The 20,052-nt window shown below is 58.8% G+C and carries 16 protein-coding genes and 2 pseudogenes; 11 read left to right on the top strand and 7 right to left on the bottom strand.

The features are described 5' to 3' along the window. The first annotated feature begins 403 nt into the window (after window positions 1-403). The 4 genes from NAV32_RS10760 to NAV32_RS10745 all read left to right on the top strand — a co-directional run bounded on the left by NAV32_RS10760 (window position 404) and on the right by NAV32_RS10745 (window position 3,555). A complete protein-coding gene (locus NAV32_RS10760) occupies window positions 404-1,141 on the top strand; it encodes an apolipoprotein A1/A4/E family protein (protein WP_256052787.1) in 738 nt (245 codons plus the stop codon). Beyond that, window positions 1,138-1,575, top strand: a complete 438-nt coding sequence (locus NAV32_RS10755) for a phage holin family protein (protein ID WP_256052786.1) — start codon at window positions 1,138-1,140, stop codon at window positions 1,573-1,575. The genes NAV32_RS10760 and NAV32_RS10755 overlap by 4 nt, the downstream gene beginning before the upstream one ends. Next, a complete protein-coding gene (locus NAV32_RS10750; protein WP_256052785.1) occupies window positions 1,572-2,342 on the top strand; it encodes a DUF3618 domain-containing protein in 771 nt (256 codons plus the stop codon). The genes NAV32_RS10755 and NAV32_RS10750 overlap by 4 nt, the downstream gene beginning before the upstream one ends. 361 nt (window positions 2,343-2,703) lie before the next feature. Further along, a complete protein-coding gene (locus NAV32_RS10745) occupies window positions 2,704-3,555 on the top strand; it encodes an alpha/beta fold hydrolase (RefSeq protein ID WP_256052784.1) in 852 nt (283 codons plus the stop codon). Between the two features lie 115 nt (window positions 3,556-3,670). Here the strand turns inward: NAV32_RS10745 and NAV32_RS10740 are convergent, their stop codons facing one another. Next, the gene (locus NAV32_RS10740; protein WP_256052783.1) at window positions 3,671-5,869 is read right to left on the bottom strand and encodes an autotransporter outer membrane beta-barrel domain-containing protein; all 2,199 of its coding nucleotides are present in this window, start codon (window positions 5,867-5,869) and stop codon (window positions 3,671-3,673) included. 267 nt (window positions 5,870-6,136) lie between these two features. Here NAV32_RS10740 and NAV32_RS10735 point away from each other — a divergent pair, with 267 nt between their 5' ends. Both NAV32_RS10735 and NAV32_RS10730 read left to right on the top strand, forming a co-directional pair. Next, window positions 6,137-6,793 carry a Fe2+-dependent dioxygenase gene (locus NAV32_RS10735; protein ID WP_256052782.1) on the top strand — a complete coding sequence of 219 codons (657 nt, stop codon included), beginning with the start codon at window positions 6,137-6,139 and terminating at the stop codon, window positions 6,791-6,793. 162 nt (window positions 6,794-6,955) lie between these two features. Then, window positions 6,956-8,791 carry a hypothetical protein gene (locus NAV32_RS10730; RefSeq protein ID WP_256052781.1) on the top strand — a complete coding sequence of 612 codons (1,836 nt, stop codon included), beginning with the start codon at window positions 6,956-6,958 and terminating at the stop codon, window positions 8,789-8,791. Window positions 8,792-8,889: 98 nt separating this feature from the next. Here NAV32_RS10730 and NAV32_RS10725 read toward each other — a convergent pair whose 3' ends face one another. Continuing rightward, window positions 8,890-9,090 (bottom strand): EAL domain-containing protein, encoded by a 201-nt coding sequence (locus NAV32_RS10725; RefSeq protein WP_256052791.1) that lies wholly within the window; start codon window positions 9,088-9,090, stop codon window positions 8,890-8,892. 18 nt (window positions 9,091-9,108) lie between these two features. On the opposite strand from NAV32_RS10725, the pseudogene NAV32_RS10720 reads away from it, so the two are divergent. Next, window positions 9,109-11,169, top strand: a pseudogene (locus tag NAV32_RS10720) (type I restriction enzyme subunit R domain-containing protein); the annotation flags it as partial. A 354-nt stretch (window positions 11,170-11,523) separates the two neighbouring features. Here NAV32_RS10720 and NAV32_RS10715 read toward each other — a convergent pair. Then, window positions 11,524-12,855 (bottom strand): polysaccharide pyruvyl transferase family protein, encoded by a 1,332-nt coding sequence (locus NAV32_RS10715; protein WP_256052780.1) that lies wholly within the window; start codon window positions 12,853-12,855, stop codon window positions 11,524-11,526. Window positions 12,856-13,318: 463 nt separating this feature from the next. Between NAV32_RS10715 and NAV32_RS10710 the strand changes: the two genes are divergently transcribed. Both NAV32_RS10710 and NAV32_RS10705 read left to right on the top strand, forming a co-directional pair. After that, window positions 13,319-14,221, top strand: a complete 903-nt coding sequence (locus tag NAV32_RS10710) for a YihY/virulence factor BrkB family protein (protein WP_256052779.1) — start codon at window positions 13,319-13,321, stop codon at window positions 14,219-14,221. Between the two features lie 62 nt (window positions 14,222-14,283). After that, entirely contained in the window at window positions 14,284-14,475 is a 192-nt protein-coding gene (locus NAV32_RS10705; RefSeq protein ID WP_256052778.1) for a CsbD family protein, read from the top strand. Between the two features lie 87 nt (window positions 14,476-14,562). On the opposite strand, the gene fdxA is transcribed toward NAV32_RS10705, so the two are convergent. The 4 genes and pseudogenes from fdxA to NAV32_RS10685 all read right to left on the bottom strand — a co-directional run. Then, window positions 14,563-14,886, bottom strand: coding sequence for a ferredoxin FdxA (gene fdxA, locus NAV32_RS10700; protein WP_181083598.1), 324 nt, complete (start codon window positions 14,884-14,886; stop codon window positions 14,563-14,565). 128 nt (window positions 14,887-15,014) lie between these two features. Beyond that, window positions 15,015-17,594, bottom strand: a complete 2,580-nt coding sequence (gene mutS / locus NAV32_RS10695) for a DNA mismatch repair protein MutS (protein ID WP_256052777.1) — start codon at window positions 17,592-17,594, stop codon at window positions 15,015-15,017. Window positions 17,595-17,787: 193 nt separating this feature from the next. Next, on the bottom strand, window positions 17,788-18,204 hold the full coding sequence (locus NAV32_RS10690; protein WP_256052776.1) for a hypothetical protein: 417 nt from the start codon (window positions 18,202-18,204) through the stop codon (window positions 17,788-17,790). A gap of 139 nt (window positions 18,205-18,343) precedes the next feature. Beyond that, window positions 18,344-18,613, bottom strand: a pseudogene (locus tag NAV32_RS10685) (DNA polymerase V subunit UmuC); the annotation flags it as partial. A gap of 72 nt (window positions 18,614-18,685) precedes the next feature. Here NAV32_RS10685 and NAV32_RS10680 point away from each other — a divergent pair. Both NAV32_RS10680 and NAV32_RS10675 read left to right on the top strand, forming a co-directional pair. Then, a complete protein-coding gene (locus tag NAV32_RS10680) occupies window positions 18,686-18,982 on the top strand; it encodes an ArsR/SmtB family transcription factor (RefSeq protein WP_256052790.1) in 297 nt (98 codons plus the stop codon). A gap of 55 nt (window positions 18,983-19,037) precedes the next feature. Next, on the top strand, window positions 19,038-20,048 hold the full coding sequence (locus tag NAV32_RS10675) for a zinc-dependent alcohol dehydrogenase family protein (RefSeq protein ID WP_256052775.1): 1,011 nt from the start codon (window positions 19,038-19,040) through the stop codon (window positions 20,046-20,048). Window positions 20,049-20,052: the final 4 nt, after the last annotated feature.

Raw genomic sequence — 20,052 nt, 5'->3', positions numbered from 1 at the left:
CTCGGCCCGTTTTTTTGTGCCTGTCGAAACGTACGGCTTGTGTGAGGACTGTTCGTCGGTTGCGGTTTTGTTTCTGATTTTTTATTCGACGACAACAGGGCTGATCAATAAAGCGAAGTTGCCGTTTCGCTTTCCGCGAAAGCGTTTCGCTTAAAGCCAGAAAGTCTGCCGCGTGCCGAAAATAAGTTGGCAACAGGCCATTATCCAAGGGTTCGGCAAGAGACTCTGTAATAGCGGTTACATGTCTATTTGTTGAACAAGAGCGAGTTATTGAAAGGGGAACTCAAAAAAAACGTCCCGGTCACCTTATATGTACGCAGCACATACAGCCTGTGAATTTATCGACAGGCTGCGTTCCACAAGACTCTGGTCTTGCGGCCAAGCCATATGAAAGGTGAACCCAATGACGACACCTGATGAAGAAATCACTGGTTACGGTGGCCTGGGCAAAACCGGCCCCGACATGACGACCGGTATGGATACCAAAGCGACTTCCGACTCGGTGGCGAAAGAGGCTGCCGAGGAGGTCCGGGCCAAGGCCCGGCAGGCAGCTGAAGAGGTAAAGGCTCAGGGTAAGAGTCAGCTCGACGGCTACCGTGAAACGGCTGCCGACGAAATCGAAAAAGTCGCCCACAGTGCCGAGGCCGCCGCCCGCGAGCTGGAAGGGCAGGACACGCTGGGATTGTCCGGCTATGTGTCCGACATGGCCCAGGGCATGGTTCGTCTATCCGACAACCTGCGCGGCAAAAGCGTGGATGAACTCTTTCAGGATGTGAATCGTCTGGCCCGTGACAACCCGACCTTGTTTATCGCCGGCAGCATTGCACTCGGGTTTGGCCTGACGCGCTTTGCCAGAGCATCCGGCAGGCGAGCAGAGGACGAATACAGTCATCGCAGCAGTTCCAGCCCGGCTGCCGCGTCGGATCAGGCCTTCGGCAGCCGCACATCCAGTCAGCATGAATTCAACCAGCCTCTCAATACCGGCGAGCCGGGGAGTGTCGGCGGCCTCAGCAATGCCGGGGGCACCACGGGCACCCGCAGCAGTCCAGGCACAACCGGAGCGGGCCTAGGGGCAGCGGACCGCTCCACACCCAATACCGATCGCAATGGTAAAGGTACTGACGGAGGGCTTTACCCATGAGCGAAGCACACAAGACAACCACGCCTATCACCCCTGAACCTGGCATTCGACCGGAGAGCGACAGCTCCGTAGGGGGGCTGCTGCGGCAACTCACCCACGAAGTGCCTTCCCTGATCACCAAGGAGCTGGCGCTGGCGAAAGCCGAGATGACTGAATCCATCCGGGCTACCAAGGCCGGAGCCGCGAGCGTTGCAAGTGGCGGCGCGGTGCTGCTTGGCGGTTTCATCATCCTGCTGATGTCGGCGGTGTATGGCCTGAGCGAAGTCATGGCGCCCTGGCTTGCTGCGCTGATCGTGGGCGGTGCAGTGGTGGTGATCGGGCTGATCATGGTTTCAGCCGGCAAGAAGAAATTCGAGGCGTCCTCATTCAAACCCGAGCGCACCCTTCACTCCATGCAAAAGGATAAAGAAGCCGTCAGGGGGCATACGTCATGAGTACAGGCAACCAGATAAATGTGGAAGCGCAGAAAGACCCCGCAGAGCTGGAGCGCGAGATCGATCAGAAGCGAGCCGACATCGGCAATATCGTCCATGCGCTGGAAAGCAAACTGTCGCCCGGCGAACTCATCGATACGGCGCTGGGATACGTCAAGGGCGGTGGTGGTGAGTTCTTCAGCAACCTGAGCAACACCGTCAAGGCCAATCCGGTGCCCACGGTGCTGACCTCCATCGGCCTGATCTGGCTGATGGCCGGGCAGAACCGCCAGCCACCAGCGCACACCGGCAGCTCCAGCGGCCCGTCATTGACGGACCAGCTCTCCAGCAAGGCTTCCGGCCTGAAGCGGCAAAGCAGTGATCTGCGCGACAAGACCAGCCAGATGGGCCATGACATGTCCGCTTCGCTGGCCGACGCGCGACACCGTGTCAGCGATACCAGCCGACATACGGCGGACAGGCTGCGGCAACAGACCGAACGTGCACGCGGCGGCTTTAATCACCTGCTCAACGAACAGCCGCTGGCCTTGGGCGCAATGGGTATTGCCCTCGGCGCGCTGCTGGCGGCCTCGGTCCCGCCTACCCGCCGTGAGGATGAACTGCTCGGTCAGGCCAGTGACAGCATGACCGACAACCTCCGGCACAAGGCCGAGGAGGGCTACCACAAGGTCTCGGATAGGGGGCATGAAGTTGTCGGCAAGGTCAAAAGCGAGATTGAGCGCAGCGACACGCCGCAAACCCGATCCGGACCGACCCCAGGGCTGTGAAACGAGTGATCGGGCTGTCGGGCCAGGCTTGAGTGCGGCCTGACAACCCCCGATAATCCGACGCGGCGCCGGTGTAGCTCAGTCGGTAGAGCAGCGCACTCGTAACGCGAAGGTCGCAGGTTCGATTCCTGTCTCCTGGTCTGTCCCGGGCAGCGATCAGTTTGCTAATGCCGGTGCGCCTGGATGAATACTGCCATCGGGAGCGGCACCTTTTACGATGGCTTCAATGCCTGCGACTTCATTGACCCTGCTTCGGATAATGGGTCGGCGATAACAGCCTACTCTTATCGATCATAATACTGGCGCGATTTGCTTTATGGCCTTGAATGACTTCCCGCATGTGGCGCATACGTGCGTCTGCATGATGCTCGCGCTGCTGTTGAATGCCTGTACGGCTTCAGGGCCAGAGAAACGTCAAGCTGATGCGGCGCTGCTAGCTAGGGACGCGGGCTGGCAGCCCATCACACTGGATACAGGCGAATTTGTGCTGACGGCCTTTGTTCCACAGGGCTTGCAGCAGGTCGCGACGTTGACCGTGTATATCGAAGGGGATGGCCTGGCATGGCTCAACAGCAGCACGCCCTCGCGCGATCCTACGCCGGTGAATCCGGTAGGCCTGAAACTGGCCATGCGCGACCCTTCGAGTACGGCGGTCTATCTGGCGCGGCCTTGTCAGTATGTCGCTGTGAACGACAAGCGCAGCTGTCAGCGCAAGCATTGGACGAATCAACGTTTCTCGCCTGAAGTGATCGCCGCCAGCCTCAGCGCAGTCGACCAGCTTAAGCAGCGATTTAACTCTGAGCGACTGACGCTGGTGGGCTATTCCGGTGGGGCGGCAGTCGCCAGCCTGGTGGCGGCGCGGCGTGAGGATGTGGATCAGTTGATCACGGTTGCCGGCAATCTTGATCACCAGCTATGGACCCAGGAAAAGCACTTATCGCCACTGGAGGGCTCGCTTAACCCTTCTGCGGATTGGCGGCACTTGCAAAGGTTGCCACAGACGCATTTTATCGGCGCCCTAGATACCATCATCAGCCCTGCCATTGTGCGCGCTTACGCCGCGTACTTCCCGGCCAGCGCGCCACTTAGGATAAGAAAGGTCGAGGGCTTCGATCATCACTGTTGCTGGGTTGAACAATGGCCTGCCCTGCTAAAGGAAGCCCTGCCCGCACGTACAGCTGATCCGCCACCCGTTAATGACGCACGCAACTGATCATGGCGGGTATTCCCCATCGGCCGCTAAAACGGTCAGTAGTGTTTCCCAAGACATTAAAAAACCCCAGCGCACTTAATACGCTGGGGCCTGGATATATGACGTTCGGAAGGACTTAGATATCCCAGCGCAGCTTCACTGATGCTGTTTGATTGATGAACCCTTCACTGTGCTCAGCATCATAGCGCAGGGACACTTCGGCACCTTGCTCAGTTCTGTGGATCAGTCCAAGGCCGCCACGCTGAGACCAAGGGCTCGAATCAAGCCCTACGGTGGTGAAGCTTGTACCCGGCTCTGCAGCGAATGCAGAAGTGATGCTGGTATTTTTGTTCAAGACGTCATAACCCGCACCTAGGTTAGCTACCACGCTGGTCCCTGGCATGAATTCATGACTTAGCTTGCCATCCAAACCTACGATCATTTGATCGGTGCTTTGCGAGTCGACTTTAAGGTTAGCGCTGGAACCTTTTTCGGTATAGCTCTCGTCTTTGATCCAGGTGTAGTCAGTGCGAACAGACGGGGTGAACGCGGTTTTTTCACTCAACTCGAACGTACGCGCCAGGCCAATACCGACAGTGGCCAGGCGGCTGCTGTAATCAGCTTTGGCGGTTTCGCCGAGGAAGCGAATGTCGCGCTTACCTTGCGTATTGTTTTGGCCAATACCGACCTGAAAGTTCAACTCGGTATTCTGATCCAGGCTATGGCTGCCATAACCGAGCAACTGATAGATATCGACATCGGCGCTATTGGGCGCGACGTCAGAATTACCATCGATATTCGAGTTGGCATAGGCAAACGCTACGCCGACACGCGTGCTGTCAGATACGGTACCGTCAGCACCCAGCACAATGCCGGAGGTATTGGCGTCAAAGCCGGATACGCCGCTGCGGTCATCCTGCTCGGCCCATGAGCCGAACGGCTTCAGCCAAACGTTACGATCACCATAAAACTCGTCGCCTGACGACATACCGCGATTGGATGCAATGCGCGACTCAATCACCCGGCTGATACCGCCAAGCGCCGCACGCGAGGCGAGGACGGTATTCGCGGTAAGCAGAGGCGTTGTCTGAGAAATAGCATCAGAGACTTCCTGGCTGGTACCTAGCTGGCCCAAAGCGTCGATAAGCGTCTGCATGTTGGGGTTGGTGGTGCCACGATCGATAATCGTGTCGAGTGCACCGGCAGCACCACGAGCGCTTGGGTTGTTATTGCTATCGACCGCATCGACGGCGGTTAACGCTTTGACCAATTTGAAATCGATATGACCGTTTTCACCTTCAGTGGCAATGCTCTGGAAGTTGAACAGCGCACTGTTGTCGTCGACCTGGGCAAAGTTGCCAGTGAGTTCAGAAGCGCCGAGCACCCGGCTCAGCGTCTGCCCCACCTCCAGGGTGTTGAGTTCCTGAACATCGACAAAGGCCGTGCCGGCGATGCTGGCAGTGCCGCCGACGAACATCTGGCTGTACTCGTCTTCGCCGTCGCCCGAGGCCATAAGGCGCAGCACGCCGGAGTCGGTCTGGGTAAAGTTACCCGACACGTAGCCTGCAAAGGAATCCATCGGCAGATCGATGGTACCGGCGTTGGTAACGTTGACCGAGCTGCCACCGCTATACAGGTGGCCGCGCAGTACACCACCCGGTCTGTTGTTGATGGTGGCGCTGCCCTCGGCATTCAGAGCATAAATCGAATAGGCCTGCCCGACATCAGAGCTGGATATAACACCCTCGATCGTGCCGTAGTTATTGAGCTCACCGCCCGACATGTTGGAAATCCTGACGCCAACTGCCTGGCCACCGCCCGAACCGGCTACGTCAGCAGTAATGGTGCCATGGTTATTCAGCGTGCCCGAAAGGCTTTGCATATTCACGCCCGCGACCACTCTGTAGACGTCATCCGTGCTGGTGGCACTAATCAGGCCATTGTTGGTCAGGTTGCCCAGCAGGTTGCCGTTGATCTGTACGCCTGCAACCGACCTGCCGCTGATGATAAAGGAATCCTCACCCAGCCCGCTGGAAAGGATGCTGCCGTTGTTGGTGAAGCTACCCAGCACCCCAGAGCCACCGGTGTCTTCGCCCAGGTTAGCGGAATACAGCACAGCAGGAGCGTCGGTGGCACTGACGGTCACGCCTTCCTGCACGACCACGGTCTCCGAAAAATAGGGCGTGCACTGCCCCTGGCTGGCACTCACGGTCGGGCCGCAACCTGGAACGGCGTGGGCTTGGGAGACAAAAAGACCATTGGCGCACAGGGCAGCAATGGCGCTGCTCAAGGCAGTAGTTTGCCACTGGGGGCGAGTCGACCGGGCATCAGGCATGAGGGATGCGTCCTTTATTTAAAATTGTTGGGCTGCAGTGATGCGGATAGTATCGATGTGCCAGTAGGCCCACCAATTTATTTACTACACAACTAATACACAGCCCTCCGCACGACGAGCCGCAGCCGCTATGGCGTGATGTGTAGTGTTATCTGCGCTTGATTACGCTCTTCGTGTCGTATGCAACGGCACACGTCGGCAGCGTTCTGTTGTGGTAGCCGGGGCTAGAGTTCTTCTGCCGCTCAACACTCCTTACAGGCCATCGCTGTGAACTACATCGTTATCGAAAACGCTCTCCCGGCTGATCTGCTCAGCGCAATGGCGGCGGCCATCCAGGCCGGTCCTTTCGAGAGTGGCAAGCTGACCGCGCATGGGCTGGCTCAGGCGGCCAAGCATAATTTGCAGCTAGCGAATGCTGAACATACGCCGTTGCTCGACAGCGTTGCCGCAGCGATCCACGCCCATCCGGTAGTCCAGGCGTTTGCTCTGCCACGCGCCATGGGCCGAACGATCATCAATCGTTACGAAGTGGGCATGGAATACGGTCTGCATGCTGACGCGGCGTACATCCAGGACGTGCGCACCGACGTGTCCTTCACCCTATTTCTCGATGACCCCGTCACTTACCAAGGCGGCGAACTGGTCATCAGCACAGCGGCACAAACCTTTACCTTCAAACTCCCGGCAGGCAGCATAGTGCTCTACCCGGCGGGAGCGCTTCACCGCGTTACGCCGGTCATACAAGGGGTGCGTCACGCAGTGGTGGGCTGGCTACAGAGTCGAATACGCGATGCCCATCAGCGTGAAGTCATCGCCAAACTCAGCCTTGTGCCTCGCACCCTTAGCCAGGACCCGCAGCACGCTGCACTGGTCACACAGACCGGACAGTGCATTCAGGAACTGATTCGCATGTGGGGCGACTGAGTCGCTGAGCTGCAGCCGCACTCGTTTGTACCAAGTCTTTGTTGACGATTGCGGCTTGATTATCGCGAATAAGAGCTAGGCGCCACCTTCGTCCCTGCAGGGCTGCAACAGCCAATTTCGACACTGTCTTTTCAATGCTGTTTAGTGGACATCTTGCTTTGTATGAACCAATCCTTCTTCCCTGTCGCCGGTTTTCAAGGACGCTTGCGTCAACCCGAACAGACTCTGTGCCTACAGCTGAGTCACTGCCCCCAGTCCATCGACTGGCTCGGTCTTGACCAGTGGCTAAGCGACAGGCTGGGACTGTCGTTGCAACCACCCGCACACGAGCTACCCGTCTTCGCGGAAGACCTTGGTGCGACCGCTGATGTAGTGGCTGTACTTTGGCGGATTCTGCAGGTAGCCGCAGAGCTGCAGCGGGTAGCACGCCTTCCGGTGTTCGAACCCGGACAGCTGCTCAACGTACAGGCCGACAAAGCGCGACCGGATGGCTGGTTGGCCGATGTCTGTGTCCCGTATATCGACTACGTGCCCGCGAACAAGACGCGTCTGGTTTATGAAGCGGCCACGCTAATGGTGCTGGGCGTTGCGAGCGCACCGGCGAATTTTGTGGAAACGGAGCCGCTCTACCAGCAGCTAGAAATCAAAGTTCTGCAGCCGCTGCGCGCGGCAATGCCGGTAGGCAAATCGACACTGCCGCTGCTGGCCTGCGCCCATGACCGCCGCATCCCGTGGCGTCACTTAGGCGCTGGCGTGTTTCAGTTGGGCTGGGGCGCGCAGAGTATGCGCATGCAAAATAGCAAGGTCGGCTCCGATTCGGCCCTGGGCGTCGCGGTGGCACAGAACAAATGGGTCGCCGCAGAATGGATGCGCCGCGCGGGCCTTCCCGCCCCAAATAATCGCCTGGTCACGAACGAGCAGGAAGCGCTGGCTGCACAAGCCGCCCTGGGCTGGCCGCTGGTGGTAAAACCGGCTGACCGTGACCGCGGTGAAGGCGTGGTGGTGAACATCACCAGCCAGGCTCAGCTACTCAACGCCTTTCGACACGCCCTCACGCTCAGCTCGCAGATACTCATAGAACGCCAGGCCGACGGCGTATGCCACCGTGTGCTAGTGGTACGCGGCCAGGTGATCTATGCGGTCAAACGCTTGCCAATTGCCGTGTGTGGCGATGGCCAACAGACGGTTGCGCAGCTGGTACACAACGCCAACCAACAGCAACAGGCGCTGCCGAGCTGGGCGCGGGCACCGCTTTATCCCAGTGATGAGCTGACCAAAGCTTGCCTGCAACAGGTGGGCCTCAACTTGTCGAGCGTTCTTGCTGCAGGCGCATGGGCGTCGCTCAGACCAATTGAATCAACCGAATGGGGCGGGCTCGACGAAGACTATTCAAGCCGCTTGCACCCTGATAATGCCGCCCTTGCCTGTCGCGCAGCGTGCCTCTTCGGCCTCGACGTAGCCGGTATCGACATCATCTCACCGGACATCACCCAGCCCTGGCATGCCAATGCGGCCATCCTCAACGAGGTGAACTCGTCACCTGTATTGGGTCAGAGTGAAAGCTCGCGACGAACCCTGCCGCAGGTATTGAAGAGTCTGCTACCAGAGCAAGGGCGTATCCGTATCGAGGTCTTTGTAGGCGCAGAGCAGGCCCTGGAAATGGCCCGTGCGCAGCAACAGGCATGGCAGGCACAAGGCGTTGCAGGCTACCTGACTAGCCACAACCTGACTCTAACCCCCTCAGGGGCCGAGTTGCACCTGACACAGGACAGCCTGTTCGCACGATGTCTGGCATTGCTCGCGGATACTCAGGTGGAGGCCATAGTGCTGCTGGTACAGACAGACGAACTGCTGCAAACAGGCCTGCCCGTGAACGACCTGCAGCACCTTAGCCACAGCGGTGAACCCCTGCTTTGCGCTCAGGCAGATGGCTTGTCGGCCACAATCGAGCGCACCAACCAAGTTATAGCCTTTCTGCAGACTCTAGCTGCCCGCTAAAAGCCGCAGTAGCCGCCCATCAGGTCACTGTGGTGTGCTTTCCGTGAAAATCGATGGGCTTGCTCACATGGGAAATGCTGAGAAGGGGCTCAATTGACCTAACGGCAGCGTTCTTCGAATTCCTCCAGTGGCATTGGGCGGCCGAACAAGTAGCCTTGGAAGTTCTTGCAGCCGTTGTCGAGTAGGAACTGGCGTTGTTCGGCAGTTTCCACCCCTTCAGCGATCACCTTAAGTTTTAGCGTTTCTGCCAAGGTAATGATGGCTCGGGCGATGTCAGCGTTACCTGGTTCAGTGAGCACATCCCTGACGAACGACTGGTCACCCGGGATATTGGCAACCAGAGCAAATCCGAGCAATTGGCCGAGGCGCTGGCTGAGCAGACGCGCATCATCATCGTCACCATCCAGACTTTTCCGGCGCTGTTCGATGCCCTGGACAAGTACCCCAAGCTGGCCAGCGGGCGCTATGCGGTGATCGCCGACGAGGCGCACTCCTCGCAAACCGGCTCATCGGCCAGCAAGCTGAAACAGATACTTGGCAGCGATGCCCTCGGCTCTGATAACCAAGAGCGGGAAGAAATCAGCGCCGAAGAGCTGCTCGACGTCGCCGTGCAGGCGCGCCAACCGAATGAGCGCATCAGCTACTACGCCTTTACCGCCACGCCCAAGGCCAAAACCCTGGAGCTGTTTGGTCGCCCGGCCGATCCGACGCTGCCGGCCAGTGCCAGCAATAAGCCGGAGGCATTTCACCTGTACTCCATGCGCCAGGCTATCGAGGAGGGTTTTATCCTAGACGTGCTGCGCAACTACACCACCTACAGCACCGCCTGGAAGATCGCCCACCCGGATGGCGAAGACGACGAGGTGGACAGCAAGAAGGCGCGCATCAAGCTGGCCCGCTGGGTGCGCCTGCATCCGTACAACATCAGCCAGAAGGTCGAGGTGATCGTCGAGCACTTCCGCGCCAATATCCGTGGCCTGCTGGGTGGCCAGGCCAAGGCCATGGTCGTCACCAGCAGCCGTCAGGAGGCGGTGCGCTACCAGTTGGCATTGAAGGCTTATGTGCAGCAGATGGGTTACAACGATGTGCACCCGCTGGTGGCGTTCTCCGGCAGCGTGTTGGCGGATGAGGTGATCCCCGAAGAGGTGACGGAAAGCAGCAGCCTGCTCAACGCTGGCCTGAATGGCCGCGACCTGGCGCAGGCGTTCGACACCCAGGACTTCAACGTGATGATCGCGGCCAACAAGTACCAGACCGGTTTCGATCAGCCCAAGCTGTGCGCCATGTACGTGGACAAGAAGCTGCAAGGCGTGGACTGCGTGCAAACCCTGTCACGGCTGAACCGCACCTTCGGGGATAGCAAGGAAACCTTCATCCTCGACTTCTTCAACGAACCGCAGGATATCCTCGACGCCTTCTTGCCGTACTACACCAAGGCCGAGCTGACCGACGTGACCGACCCGCAGATCATCTATGACCTGCAGAAGACGCTGGATGCCGAGGGTATCTATCACTGGCAGGAGGTCGAGGCGTTCGCCATGGCCTTCTTCAACCCCAAGGCGGGTGGCAGCAAGCTCATGTACTACTGCACGCCGGCCAAGGAGCGCTTTGCCAAGCGTTATGCCTTCTCCGTTGAGTCGCGCGAGCAGGCGCTGGACTTCAAGCGCACCGCCGAAACCAACGGTGACAGCGCCGGCCTGAAAAAAGCCGAGCACGCGCTGAAGGAGGCCGGCGAGCAGGTGGACCAGCTCGACCTGTTCCGAAAAAACCTGCAGAGCTTCGTGCGCCTGTACGAGTTCCTCTCACAGATCGTGCCGTATGAGGATCGTGAGCTGGAGCAGTTGTGCGTGTTCGCCAAACACCTGCACCCGCTGCTGCGCGTGGATCGCCTGCTACAAGACGACGTAGACGTGGGCGAGCTACAGCTGAGCCACTATCGCCTGAGTAAACGCGCCGAGCACCAACTACGCCTGAGCGAAGAAGACGGCGACTACAGCCTCAAACCCGGCAGCGACGTGGGCAGCGGTAAACCGCATGACCCGGAGAAGAAACGCCTGTCAGAAATCATCGAAGCGCTGAACGATATCTTTGGTGCCGAGGTGAGCGATGAGGACCAACTGCAGTTCCTCACCGGTATCGCCCAACGCATCAGCCGTCAGGAAGACGTAATGGCTCAGGTGAACAACCACTCGGTGGAGCAAGTGATGCACGGCCTGTTCCCCAAGCGCGTGCTGGACACCGTGTTGGACGCCATGACCGACCACGAGAAGCTATCGCTGGAAGTGCTGGATAACGAGGCCAAGAGCCGGGCGTTTGCGTTGGTGATTTTGAAGATGCTGACCCGGCAGGCAGCGGGGCTTTCAGCACAGGTTGGTTAGCTTCATTCGGAATCGGTTTGTACCGTGTGTCCGGTTGCGTGAGCGGACCTCAAAGTGACCATTGCGCATCATGGGACGCGCAGCATGGGAGCTGATCGGGCAATGGGTTTGAGGAGCTGGACATCTGAGTGACCGCGAGCACGTTCGCATTCACCGCGACAATCCCGAGGTTGACTGCCTGTTCATTAGCAAGCCTTGCAGGGCAGGGCGATCTGCACTCGATGATAGCCCTGGCCGACGGCGCACTTTACGCCGCCAAACAGGGTGGCCTGAATCGGCTGTGCGTGGTGTGAGTCAGCCCAGGGCCTTTCTCGATTCAAGTGTTCACCGCGCAGCGCACTGACTGTCAGTGCACTACTTCAACGCCGAACTCTCCATGTGCGCTTGTGCGGGTTGCAAGCAGAGCGCCGCCTGCGGGCCTGAGCCCTGATGGCGGGGCTGCTCGTAGAGTTCGATCATGTGTTTGAGGTTGGCCCGCACGCGGCTCTTCAAATTCTCTACGACGGCCCGCAGTCTGGTCTGGCTGGAGGCGTCGAAGGTGGTGAGCAGGGCACTCGCGGTCTGGCTGATCTGGTCTACTTCGGCGAATCCGCATGACTGTCGTGGCACCCAGGTTTTCAGGAAGCTCGATAGCTTGATCACGCGCTCGGGCAGCAAGGCGATCTGCGGCACCGCATAGGTCAGGGCAGTAATGGCGCCATGCAGGCTGGTGCCGCAATAGAGCCTGCTGGTGGCGATGCAGCGGATGATGTCCTGGATATGCCCGCTGCTGACACGGTAGGCACGTTCGCCCAGCAGATCTTGCAGCTTGTCCAGTGGCGCATCGTCGGAGTGACCGGGGGCCTTGCCGATGGTCAGCAGGGCGATCTTCAGACCGGTGCTCCTGCTGATTTCGGTGAGTTGCCCGGCGATGATGTCTATGCGCTGCCTGGCGTGGTGGTCGGAAATGTGAAAAACGATATGGCCCGGCTCGCCAGCAGTCGACTCCTGGGGAAAGATATCGGAGATCAACACGGCGCTGTCCGGCACCAGGTTGTGTTTGACACCCAGCTGGTCCAGTTCGGCAGACGTTTCCCGGTCGCGCACCGAGACGTAGGTGCAATCCTTGAGGTTGCGTTTGATGGCGGCATGAATCAGCGGTTTCTTGCGGCTTATCTCGTTGCCGCCGACGCTGTTGTACATCACCTTGTAGCCCGGCAGTTCACGTTCGCCCAACACCAGCGGCAGGTCGGACGGGATCGAGGTAAACGCGCGGCTCAGGCGGATGAATTGCCGATGGCCGATCAGGTAGGGGCTTGCCTTGATCGGGTAGTAGATCGATTTCGGTGCAAGGTAACCGATGATGCTTTCCCACTGCGCGGTCAGGCATTCACCACCGGCCACGATGAGCATGGTCTTGCGCTGCTGGCGCGTCGCTCTCAGTGCTTTTTTAAGCGCCATTGTCGGCAGTGCGCCGTAGCGGGACAGGTTGGATTGCTTGGTTGCGGCGATCAGCACACGGAAGCGACCGTTGGCTTCCAGATAGTGTTTGAGGACGATAGCAAAGAGTAGGTCGCCATAATTGTGCCGATCATAGGCGCCGTACACGATCACGTTCGTGGGCCGCCGAAAAGCGCTTCGTCTGGGTAATGTGGCCTTGAAGGTCTTGCGCGGGGTTGGCAGCGGCCTGTCGAGCAGGTCGGTCATGGGATCAAACTCCTTTCGGATTACTTGAACTGCAGGAGAACAGAAGATTTTTCAGGTGCGCCAAATCCAGCTCTGCCGCGAGGCAAGGTGCCCAGGGCGATGCATAAGAACGGCACAGCGGCCAAAGCGGGAAGCGCAGGTTTTTCAAACCGAGGCTGGCATCCGCCTTGCCTCCTCTGCCGAGGGGCAGCCAGTGCCTTGTGGTGGCGGCTTTTGTGCGGAGCCCTGAGGCGCCTGAGGGGATGGGTCGGTTTCACAGTCATGTATGGTCCCTATTACGTCCATAATCGATTGGGCCGGGACTTAATCAAGAGCCCTCGGGGTAGCTGAAAGTTCCCCAAGGGCTAGCTGAGCAGCGCTGTCAGCGTGGTGCTTTTTTACGGCGCGGTAGTCGGTGACGAACTCTTGCAGTGCCTGGTCGTCACATTTCTTTGTCGGTTTCGTTTTTTACAGGGGGTACGCAATGGCATGGCTGGATACACGAGGGGTCGGCAGCTTTGAACTGCTGAAACGAACCGTGAAGGAATTCAGCAAGAACGACATGCCCACCTATGCATCGGCACTGGCTTATCGCGCGCTTTTCTCGCTGTTTCCCTTCCTGCTGTTTTTGATTGCCATGCTGGGCGTGCTCGAACTGCAGGAATTCTTCACCTGGCTGCGCGAGCAGGTCTCGCTGATGCTGCCACCCGATGCGCTCAATCTGGTCAACCCGGTGATCGATGAAATGCAGCATCAGAAAAGCGGAGTGCTGTCGTTCGGCATCCTGCTTGCGCTGTGGTCGGCCTCGATTGGCATCCGCTCGCTGATGAATGCCATGAACAAGGCATACGGCGTTGAAGAGGGGCGCCCGGCCTGGAAGCTGATGGTGCTTTCAGTGCTTTACACCATTGGTCTGGCGATCATCCTGCTGCTGGCTGCAGGCCTGATGATCATTGGCCCGCAGGTGATGACATGGCTCGCCGACCAGGTCGGGCTCAAGGATATCGTTGTCACTCTTTGGACCTGGCTGCGCTGGCCGGTGATTGTGGTCCTGATGATGCTGGTGGTGGCCGTCCTGTATTACGTCACGCCGGACGTCGAGCAGGAGTTTCGTTTTATCACCCCCGGTTCGGTGGTGGCTGTCATCGTCTGGATCGCGGCGTCGGTAGGCTTTGGCATCTACGTGGGCAACTTCGGCAACTACGATGCGACGTACGGCAGTATTGGGGCGGTCATCGTGCTGCTGCTCTATTTTTATATTTCTGCGGCGGTCTTGCTGTTTGGTGCGGAGATGAACGCGGTGATCGAACATGCCTCACAAGAAGGCAAGGAGCCGGGTGACAAGCGCCTTGAGGATGCGGGCAGCGACCGTTCCTCGGGTAATTGAAACTATATGGCTGCGGGTTCGCTCAACATTAGGTAACCCATGCAGAAGCAAAGGAATTCCTTATGAGCAGTACCACAGACAAGATGAAAGGCAACCTCAATGAAGCTGCCGGCAAGGCCAAGCAGGGTCTGGGTGAGGCGACTGACAACGAGCGCATGAAAAACGAAGGCAAGCGTCAGGAGGTCAAGGGCGACGCGCAACAGGTGAAGGGCAATGTGAAAGACGCCGTGAAGAAGGGTGTCGACAAAGCCTGATCCAGGCCTTTGCAAACAAAAATGCCCGCCTTTTACAAGGCGGGCATTTTTTGTTAAGTCGAGCGGATTGTCGCTTGGCAGCAGCCGTTAGCGCTCCAGGTACTGCAGCTTGTCCTTCACGCCGTCCCATTCTTCGGCGTCCGGCAGCGAATCCTTCTTCTCGGTGATGTTCGGCCAGACTTCGGCAAGATCGGCGTTCAGCTCGATGTATTCCTGCTGGTCGTCCGGCACTTCGTCTTCGGAGAAGATCGCCTGGGCCGGGCATTCCGGCTCGCAGAGGGCGCAGTCGATGCACTCGTCCGGATGGATGACCAGGAAGTTCGGGCCTTCATAGAAACAGTCCACCGGACAGACTTCTACGCAATCGGTGTATTTGCACTTGATGCAGTTGTCGGTGACGACGAAGGTCATTTCTTTTATCTCCTCAGGCGTTTCAGATGGCGTTGCAATGACGCCTCGGCTTGGCAGACTTCAGCGGCACCAGGCAAATGCCGCATGTATCCAAAAATGCGCGCGATTCTAGCAGCTTTTTACAGCGATCAGATTTGCGTTTTCAGCTTGTATAGCAGCTCCAGTGCCTGACGCGGGCTCAGCTCATCCGGCTGGAGCTTGCCCAGCGCTTCGATGACCGGGTGCGGCAGGCTGGCGAACAGGTCGTTCTGCATGGGCGGAGCGGGTTGGCCGGGCACCATTCTCGGCATTTCGTGGGGCAAGCTGGTGGTTTCCAGACGCGACAGATGGTCGCGTGCACGCTGGATCACTTCGTCCGGAACGCCGGCCAGTTGCGCCACCGCCAGACCATAGCTCTGGCTGGCCGGGCCGGGCAGCACGTGGTGCAGGAAGACGATGCGCTCGTTGTGCTCGGTGGCCGAGAGGTGCACGTTAGCCACCACCGGCTCGCTTTCCGGCAGCACGGTCAGCTCGAAATAATGGGTGGCGAACAGGGTGAAGGCGCGCAGCTTGGCCAGGTGTTCGGCAGCGGCCCAGGCCAGCGACAGGCCGTCGAAGGTGCTGGTGCCGCGGCCCACTTCATCCATCAGCACCAGGCTGCGGTCGCTGGCGTTGTGCAGAATATTGGCGGTTTCGCTCATCTCCACCATGAAGGTGGAGCGCCCGCCCGCCAGGTCGTCGCTCGACCCGATGCGGGTAAAGATGCGGTCCACCAGTGACAGTTCGCAGGCCTTGGCCGGAACGAAGCTGCCGATCTGCGCCAGCAGCACGATGAGTGCAGTCTGGCGCATATAGGTGGATTTACCGCCCATGTTCGGCCCGGTGATAACCAGCATGCGGGTGTCGTCATCGAGGGCGAGGTCGTTGGCGACGAAGGGCGTCTGCAGCACCTGTTCCACGACCGGATGCCGACCCTGTTCGATACGCAGGCACGGCTGCTCGACGAAGCGCGGACGGTTCAGGTCGAGGGTCAGCGCGCGTTCAGCCAGGTTGCTCAGTACATCCAGCTCGGCCAGGGCCGCAGCGGAATTCTGCAAGGGCGCCAGATGGCCGATCAATCGCTCCAGCAATTCGTCGTAGAGCTGCTTTTCACGGGCCAGGGCGCGGCTCTTGGCGGACAGCGCCTTGTCTTCGAACTCCTTGAGTTCCGGGGTGATGAAGCGCTCGGCGCCCTTGAGCGTCTGCCGGCGAATGTAATCGGCAGGTGCCGACTCGGCCTGCTTGCTCGGCAGCTCGATGAAATAGCCATGCACGCGGTTGTAGCCGACCTTGAGATGGCTCAGGCCGGTGCGGGCCTTCTCACGGGTTTCCAGGTCCATCAGGTACTGGCCGGCGTTTTCCGACAGTGATTGCAGCTCGTCCAGTTCCGCGTCATAACCGGTCTTGAGCACGCCGCCATCACGGATCACCGCGGGCGGACTATCGATGATCGCCTTGGCCAGCAGCTCGGCCAGTTCCGGGTAGGTGCGAATACTGACAGCCAGCTCGATCAGGTGCGGCGCCACCAGTTCCTGCATGCCGGCCTGCAGTTGCGGCAGGGCGGCCAGTGCGTCACGCAGTCGTGCCAGGTCGCGTGGGCGGGCATTGCGCAGGCCGATCCGCGCCAGGATGCGCTCCAGGTCGCCGATTTCCTTGAGTTGCGGCTGGATCTGCTCGAAGCGATAGTGCTCCAGCAGGCAGGTGATCGAGTCCTGGCGCGCTTCCAGCACCTGGCGGTCGCGCAGCGGACGGTTCAGCCAGCGGCTCAGCAGGCGCGAGCCCATGGCGGTCTGACTGCGGTCGACTACTGATTGCAGGGTGTTCTCGCGCCCGCCGCCGAGGTTGATGTCCAGCTCCAGGTTGCGCCGGGTGGCGCCATCCAGTACCACACTGTCGTCAAGGCGTTCATGGCGCAGGCTGCGCAGATGGTGCAGCGCGGTACGTTGGGTTTCCTTGGCGTAGGTCAGCAGGCAACCGGCGGCGCCGATGGCGAGGGTCAGCTTCTCGCAACCGAAGCCTTTAAGATCCTGGGTTGCAAATTGCTGGCAAAGACCCTTGAAGGCGCTGTCACGGTCGAAATCCCAGGGCGCACGCCGGCTAACGCCACGGCGTTTTTCCAGCGGCAGGCCGGCGGGCCAGTCATCGGGAATCATCAGCTCTGCCGGGTTCAGGCGCTCGACTTCGGCCAGCAGGGTTTCCCAGCCGCCGAATTCCTGCACCGTGAAGCGTCCGCTGGTGATGTCCAGCACTGAAAGCCCGAATAGCCTTTCATCGCCGACCACGGCGGCCAGCAGGTTGTCGCGATGCTCATCCAGCAGCGCTTCGTCGCTGACCGTTCCGGGGGTAATGATGCGCACCACCTGGCGTTCGACGGGGCCTTTGCTGGTGGCCGGGTCACCGATCTGCTCGCAGATCACCACCGATTCGCCGAGTTTTACCAGTCGGCTCAGGTAGCCTTCGGCGGAATGAAAGGGAATCCCGGCCATGGGAATGGCAGTGCCTGCCGACTGGCCGCGCGCGGTGAGCGTGATGTCCAGCAGCTTGGCGGCCTTTTTGGCGTCCTCGTAGAACAGCTCATAGAAGTCCCCCATGCGGTAGAACATCAGCTGGTCCGGGTGCTCGCGCTTGAGCCTCCAGTATTGCTGCATCATGGGCGTGTGCTTGGAAAGATCGGAATTATCTTTATTCATCAGGTACTTAGAGCGGTGCGGCGGAATTTGTGGGGCAGATTTGGGGCATTTCACGCTGCTTTCTGCATGCCGGCCCAGATGTGCTGCAGCTCGCTCGTGGACTCGTCGTCCATCCACTTTGCGTACACCTGGACTGGCATGGTGAAGTCCTTGTGTCCCATCTGCTTGGCGATGAACGCAAGGTTACCACGCGTTACCAGGCACCAGCAGGCGTAGGTGTGGCGGGTCTGGTATGGACGGCGCGGGCGGATCTTGGCGCGGCGCTGGATGTTGGCCCACTTCGAGTTCCATGACGTTGGGATGAACCACAGGTTGACCTTTTTTCGGCGTGCCTGCGCGACGGCGAGATTAGCGGCGTAACGGTTTCATGTATGGATTCGTGACGGTTGAGCTGCACGGTGATCGTCTGCGGTTCGGTGCAGGGCGCCATGGCCAGCAACTGCTTGCAGGCCACCTTCTCGAGACTAATGAAAATTCGCCCGTCTCGGGCTTTGCGCCAGATGCGGCCCTCTGACCAAGTGCCGTTTTTGATTTTTTGCTCAATCACGACTCGGCTGTAGCCAAGCATTTCGGCCGCCTTGGGGATGAGTACCCAGCGTGGTGTGCTCATGCTCGCCGAGCCTCCCACTTGGAGCGCTGCATGCCTCGCAGCAGGACTTCTGTTCCTGTCTTCGTGCCTGTGATGCTGGTAGGGCTGGTACGGCGTAGTGTCGGCAATTGGTTGTCCTCCGTTCGTAGCCGACAACTAGTTAATACAATCGCAATAGCTTTTTGGGGCGGTACAGCGCATCGAGGCTGGCGAGTGCGGCCTGGGTGATTAGTCGGGTGTCGTCGGTGGGGTAGGGCAGCTCGCACAGCATGCCCTTAGCGAATTTTGGCGCGTCCGGATTGAACATGCCGGTGCGGATGCTGACCCGAACCCGCTTGCACACCGAGCCCTGAGCGCGCAGCTTCTCGCAGGTCCGTGCGGCATAGCTCGCGACCGCCTCGCGGATGGGAATCAGCGGGATGCGTTTTTTGATTTCATACCCTTGAGAAGGGTAATAGATTATTTATTGAACATTTCGGAAAAAAGCGTAACATTGCCGACCATGATACTCGAACAGCTCAAAGCCCTGGGCAATGACACTCGCATGCAAATGATGGAGTGGCTCAAAGACCCACTCAGTAATTTCCCACCTCAGGATCATGGCGATCCTACGATAGGCGTGTGCGTAACCCATTTGCAGCACAAGGCCGGGCTTTCACCTTCTACCGCGTCTGCACATTTAGCTATCTTGCAACGTGCAGGCTTCGTGCTAACCACCCGCATCGGAAAGTGGACTTACTACCGGCGCAATGAGCAGGCGATTGATGACTTTGCGGCTAGGTTGATCATCGAATTGTAATTTTTAAACTTTTATTTCGTCATTTCGCGTAATTAGAGAATATAAGGAAACCCCTATGAGCAGCAAAACTATCTTCGTCCAACCCGGTGGCGGCTATGAAAAGGTTGTGGTTGGCAGCAGCGAAGTTCGAGCCGCAGCGCGTGGCGAAATCACCGTACGCCTTCACGCCAACTCGCTCAACTACCACGACTTCGCGGTGGTCAGCGGTATGTGGGGCCCTAGCGAAAAACGCATCCCCATGGCCGATGGTGCAGGTGAAGTCATTGCTGTCGGCCCAGATGTCACTGAATTCAAGGTGGGTGACTCGGTCGTCAGCACTTTCTTCCCGGAGTGGATCAACGGTGCGCCACTGGTTGAAGGCTTTGTTAGCGTGCCAGGTGATGGCATTGACGGCTACGCTCGTGAGCAAGTGACGGCCAAAGCCACATCGTTCACCCTCGCGCCTACTGGCTACAGCCATGCTGAAGCGTCGACGCTTACCACCGCCGGCCTTACTGCATGGCGCGCCCTGATGGCCGATGACTCACTCAAGCCGGGCGACACCGTGCTCGTCCAAGGCACTGGTGGCGTTTCAATTTTCGCCCTGCAGTTCGCTAAAATGGCCGGCGCTACCGTCATCGCTACCTCTTCAAGCGACGAAAAACTTGAACGTCTGAAAGCGCTAGGCGCTGATCATGTGATCAATTACCGCAAAGACCTCAACTGGGGCGAAACTGCACGCGCTCTAACAGGTGGCCGTGGTGTTGACCACATCATCGAAGTCGGCGGCCCTGCGACGCTTGAGCAATCGATGATTGCAATTCGGGTTGCTGGTCACATCTCCGTCATCGGGATATTGAGTGGCGTAAGCGGTGCAATGAATTTTGTACCGGCACTGATCAAGCAAGTGCGTCTGCAGGGTGTATTGGTGGGTAGCCGCAGCCAGCAGCAAGACATGATCCGAGCGATCAATGCTAATGGCATGCGCCCGATTATTGATCGTCATTTCCCTTTGAGCGAGATTGTCGAAGCGTTCAAGTATCAGGAAACCAACCAGCATTTCGGCAAAATTTGCCTGGATATCTAAGCAC

It is taken from the genome of Stutzerimonas stutzeri (assembly GCF_024448695.1).
GTDB classification, from domain to species: Bacteria; Pseudomonadota; Gammaproteobacteria; order Pseudomonadales; family Pseudomonadaceae; genus Stutzerimonas; species Stutzerimonas stutzeri_T.
The sequence above is the reverse complement of the archived record's forward strand: the minus strand, read 5'-3'. Positions and strand labels throughout refer to the sequence as shown.

Excerpts from the sequence above, each read along its gene's own strand:
- mutS (WP_256052777.1), bottom strand. The coding sequence starts at position 17,594 with ATGAATAAAGATAATTCCGATCTTTCCAAGCACACGCCCATGATGCAG.
- NAV32_RS10745 (WP_256052784.1), top strand. The coding sequence starts at position 2,704 with ATGATGCTCGCGCTGCTGTTGAATGCCTGTACGGCTTCAGGGCCAGAG.
- NAV32_RS10705 (WP_256052778.1), top strand. The coding sequence starts at position 14,284 with ATGAGCAGTACCACAGACAAGATGAAAGGCAACCTCAATGAAGCTGCC.
- NAV32_RS10730 (WP_256052781.1), top strand. The coding sequence starts at position 6,956 with ATGAACCAATCCTTCTTCCCTGTCGCCGGTTTTCAAGGACGCTTGCGT.
- NAV32_RS10760 (WP_256052787.1), top strand. The coding sequence starts at position 404 with ATGACGACACCTGATGAAGAAATCACTGGTTACGGTGGCCTGGGCAAA.
- NAV32_RS10675 (WP_256052775.1), top strand. The coding sequence starts at position 19,038 with ATGAGCAGCAAAACTATCTTCGTCCAACCCGGTGGCGGCTATGAAAAG.
- NAV32_RS10690 (WP_256052776.1), bottom strand. The coding sequence starts at position 18,204 with ATGAGCACACCACGCTGGGTACTCATCCCCAAGGCGGCCGAAATGCTT.
- NAV32_RS10710 (WP_256052779.1), top strand. The coding sequence starts at position 13,319 with ATGGCATGGCTGGATACACGAGGGGTCGGCAGCTTTGAACTGCTGAAA.
- NAV32_RS10715 (WP_256052780.1), bottom strand. The coding sequence starts at position 12,855 with ATGACCGACCTGCTCGACAGGCCGCTGCCAACCCCGCGCAAGACCTTC.
- NAV32_RS10680 (WP_256052790.1), top strand. The coding sequence starts at position 18,686 with ATGATACTCGAACAGCTCAAAGCCCTGGGCAATGACACTCGCATGCAA.
- NAV32_RS10750 (WP_256052785.1), top strand. The coding sequence starts at position 1,572 with ATGAGTACAGGCAACCAGATAAATGTGGAAGCGCAGAAAGACCCCGCA.
- NAV32_RS10740 (WP_256052783.1), bottom strand. The coding sequence starts at position 5,869 with ATGCCTGATGCCCGGTCGACTCGCCCCCAGTGGCAAACTACTGCCTTG.
- fdxA (WP_181083598.1), bottom strand. The coding sequence starts at position 14,886 with ATGACCTTCGTCGTCACCGACAACTGCATCAAGTGCAAATACACCGAT.
- NAV32_RS10755 (WP_256052786.1), top strand. The coding sequence starts at position 1,138 with ATGAGCGAAGCACACAAGACAACCACGCCTATCACCCCTGAACCTGGC.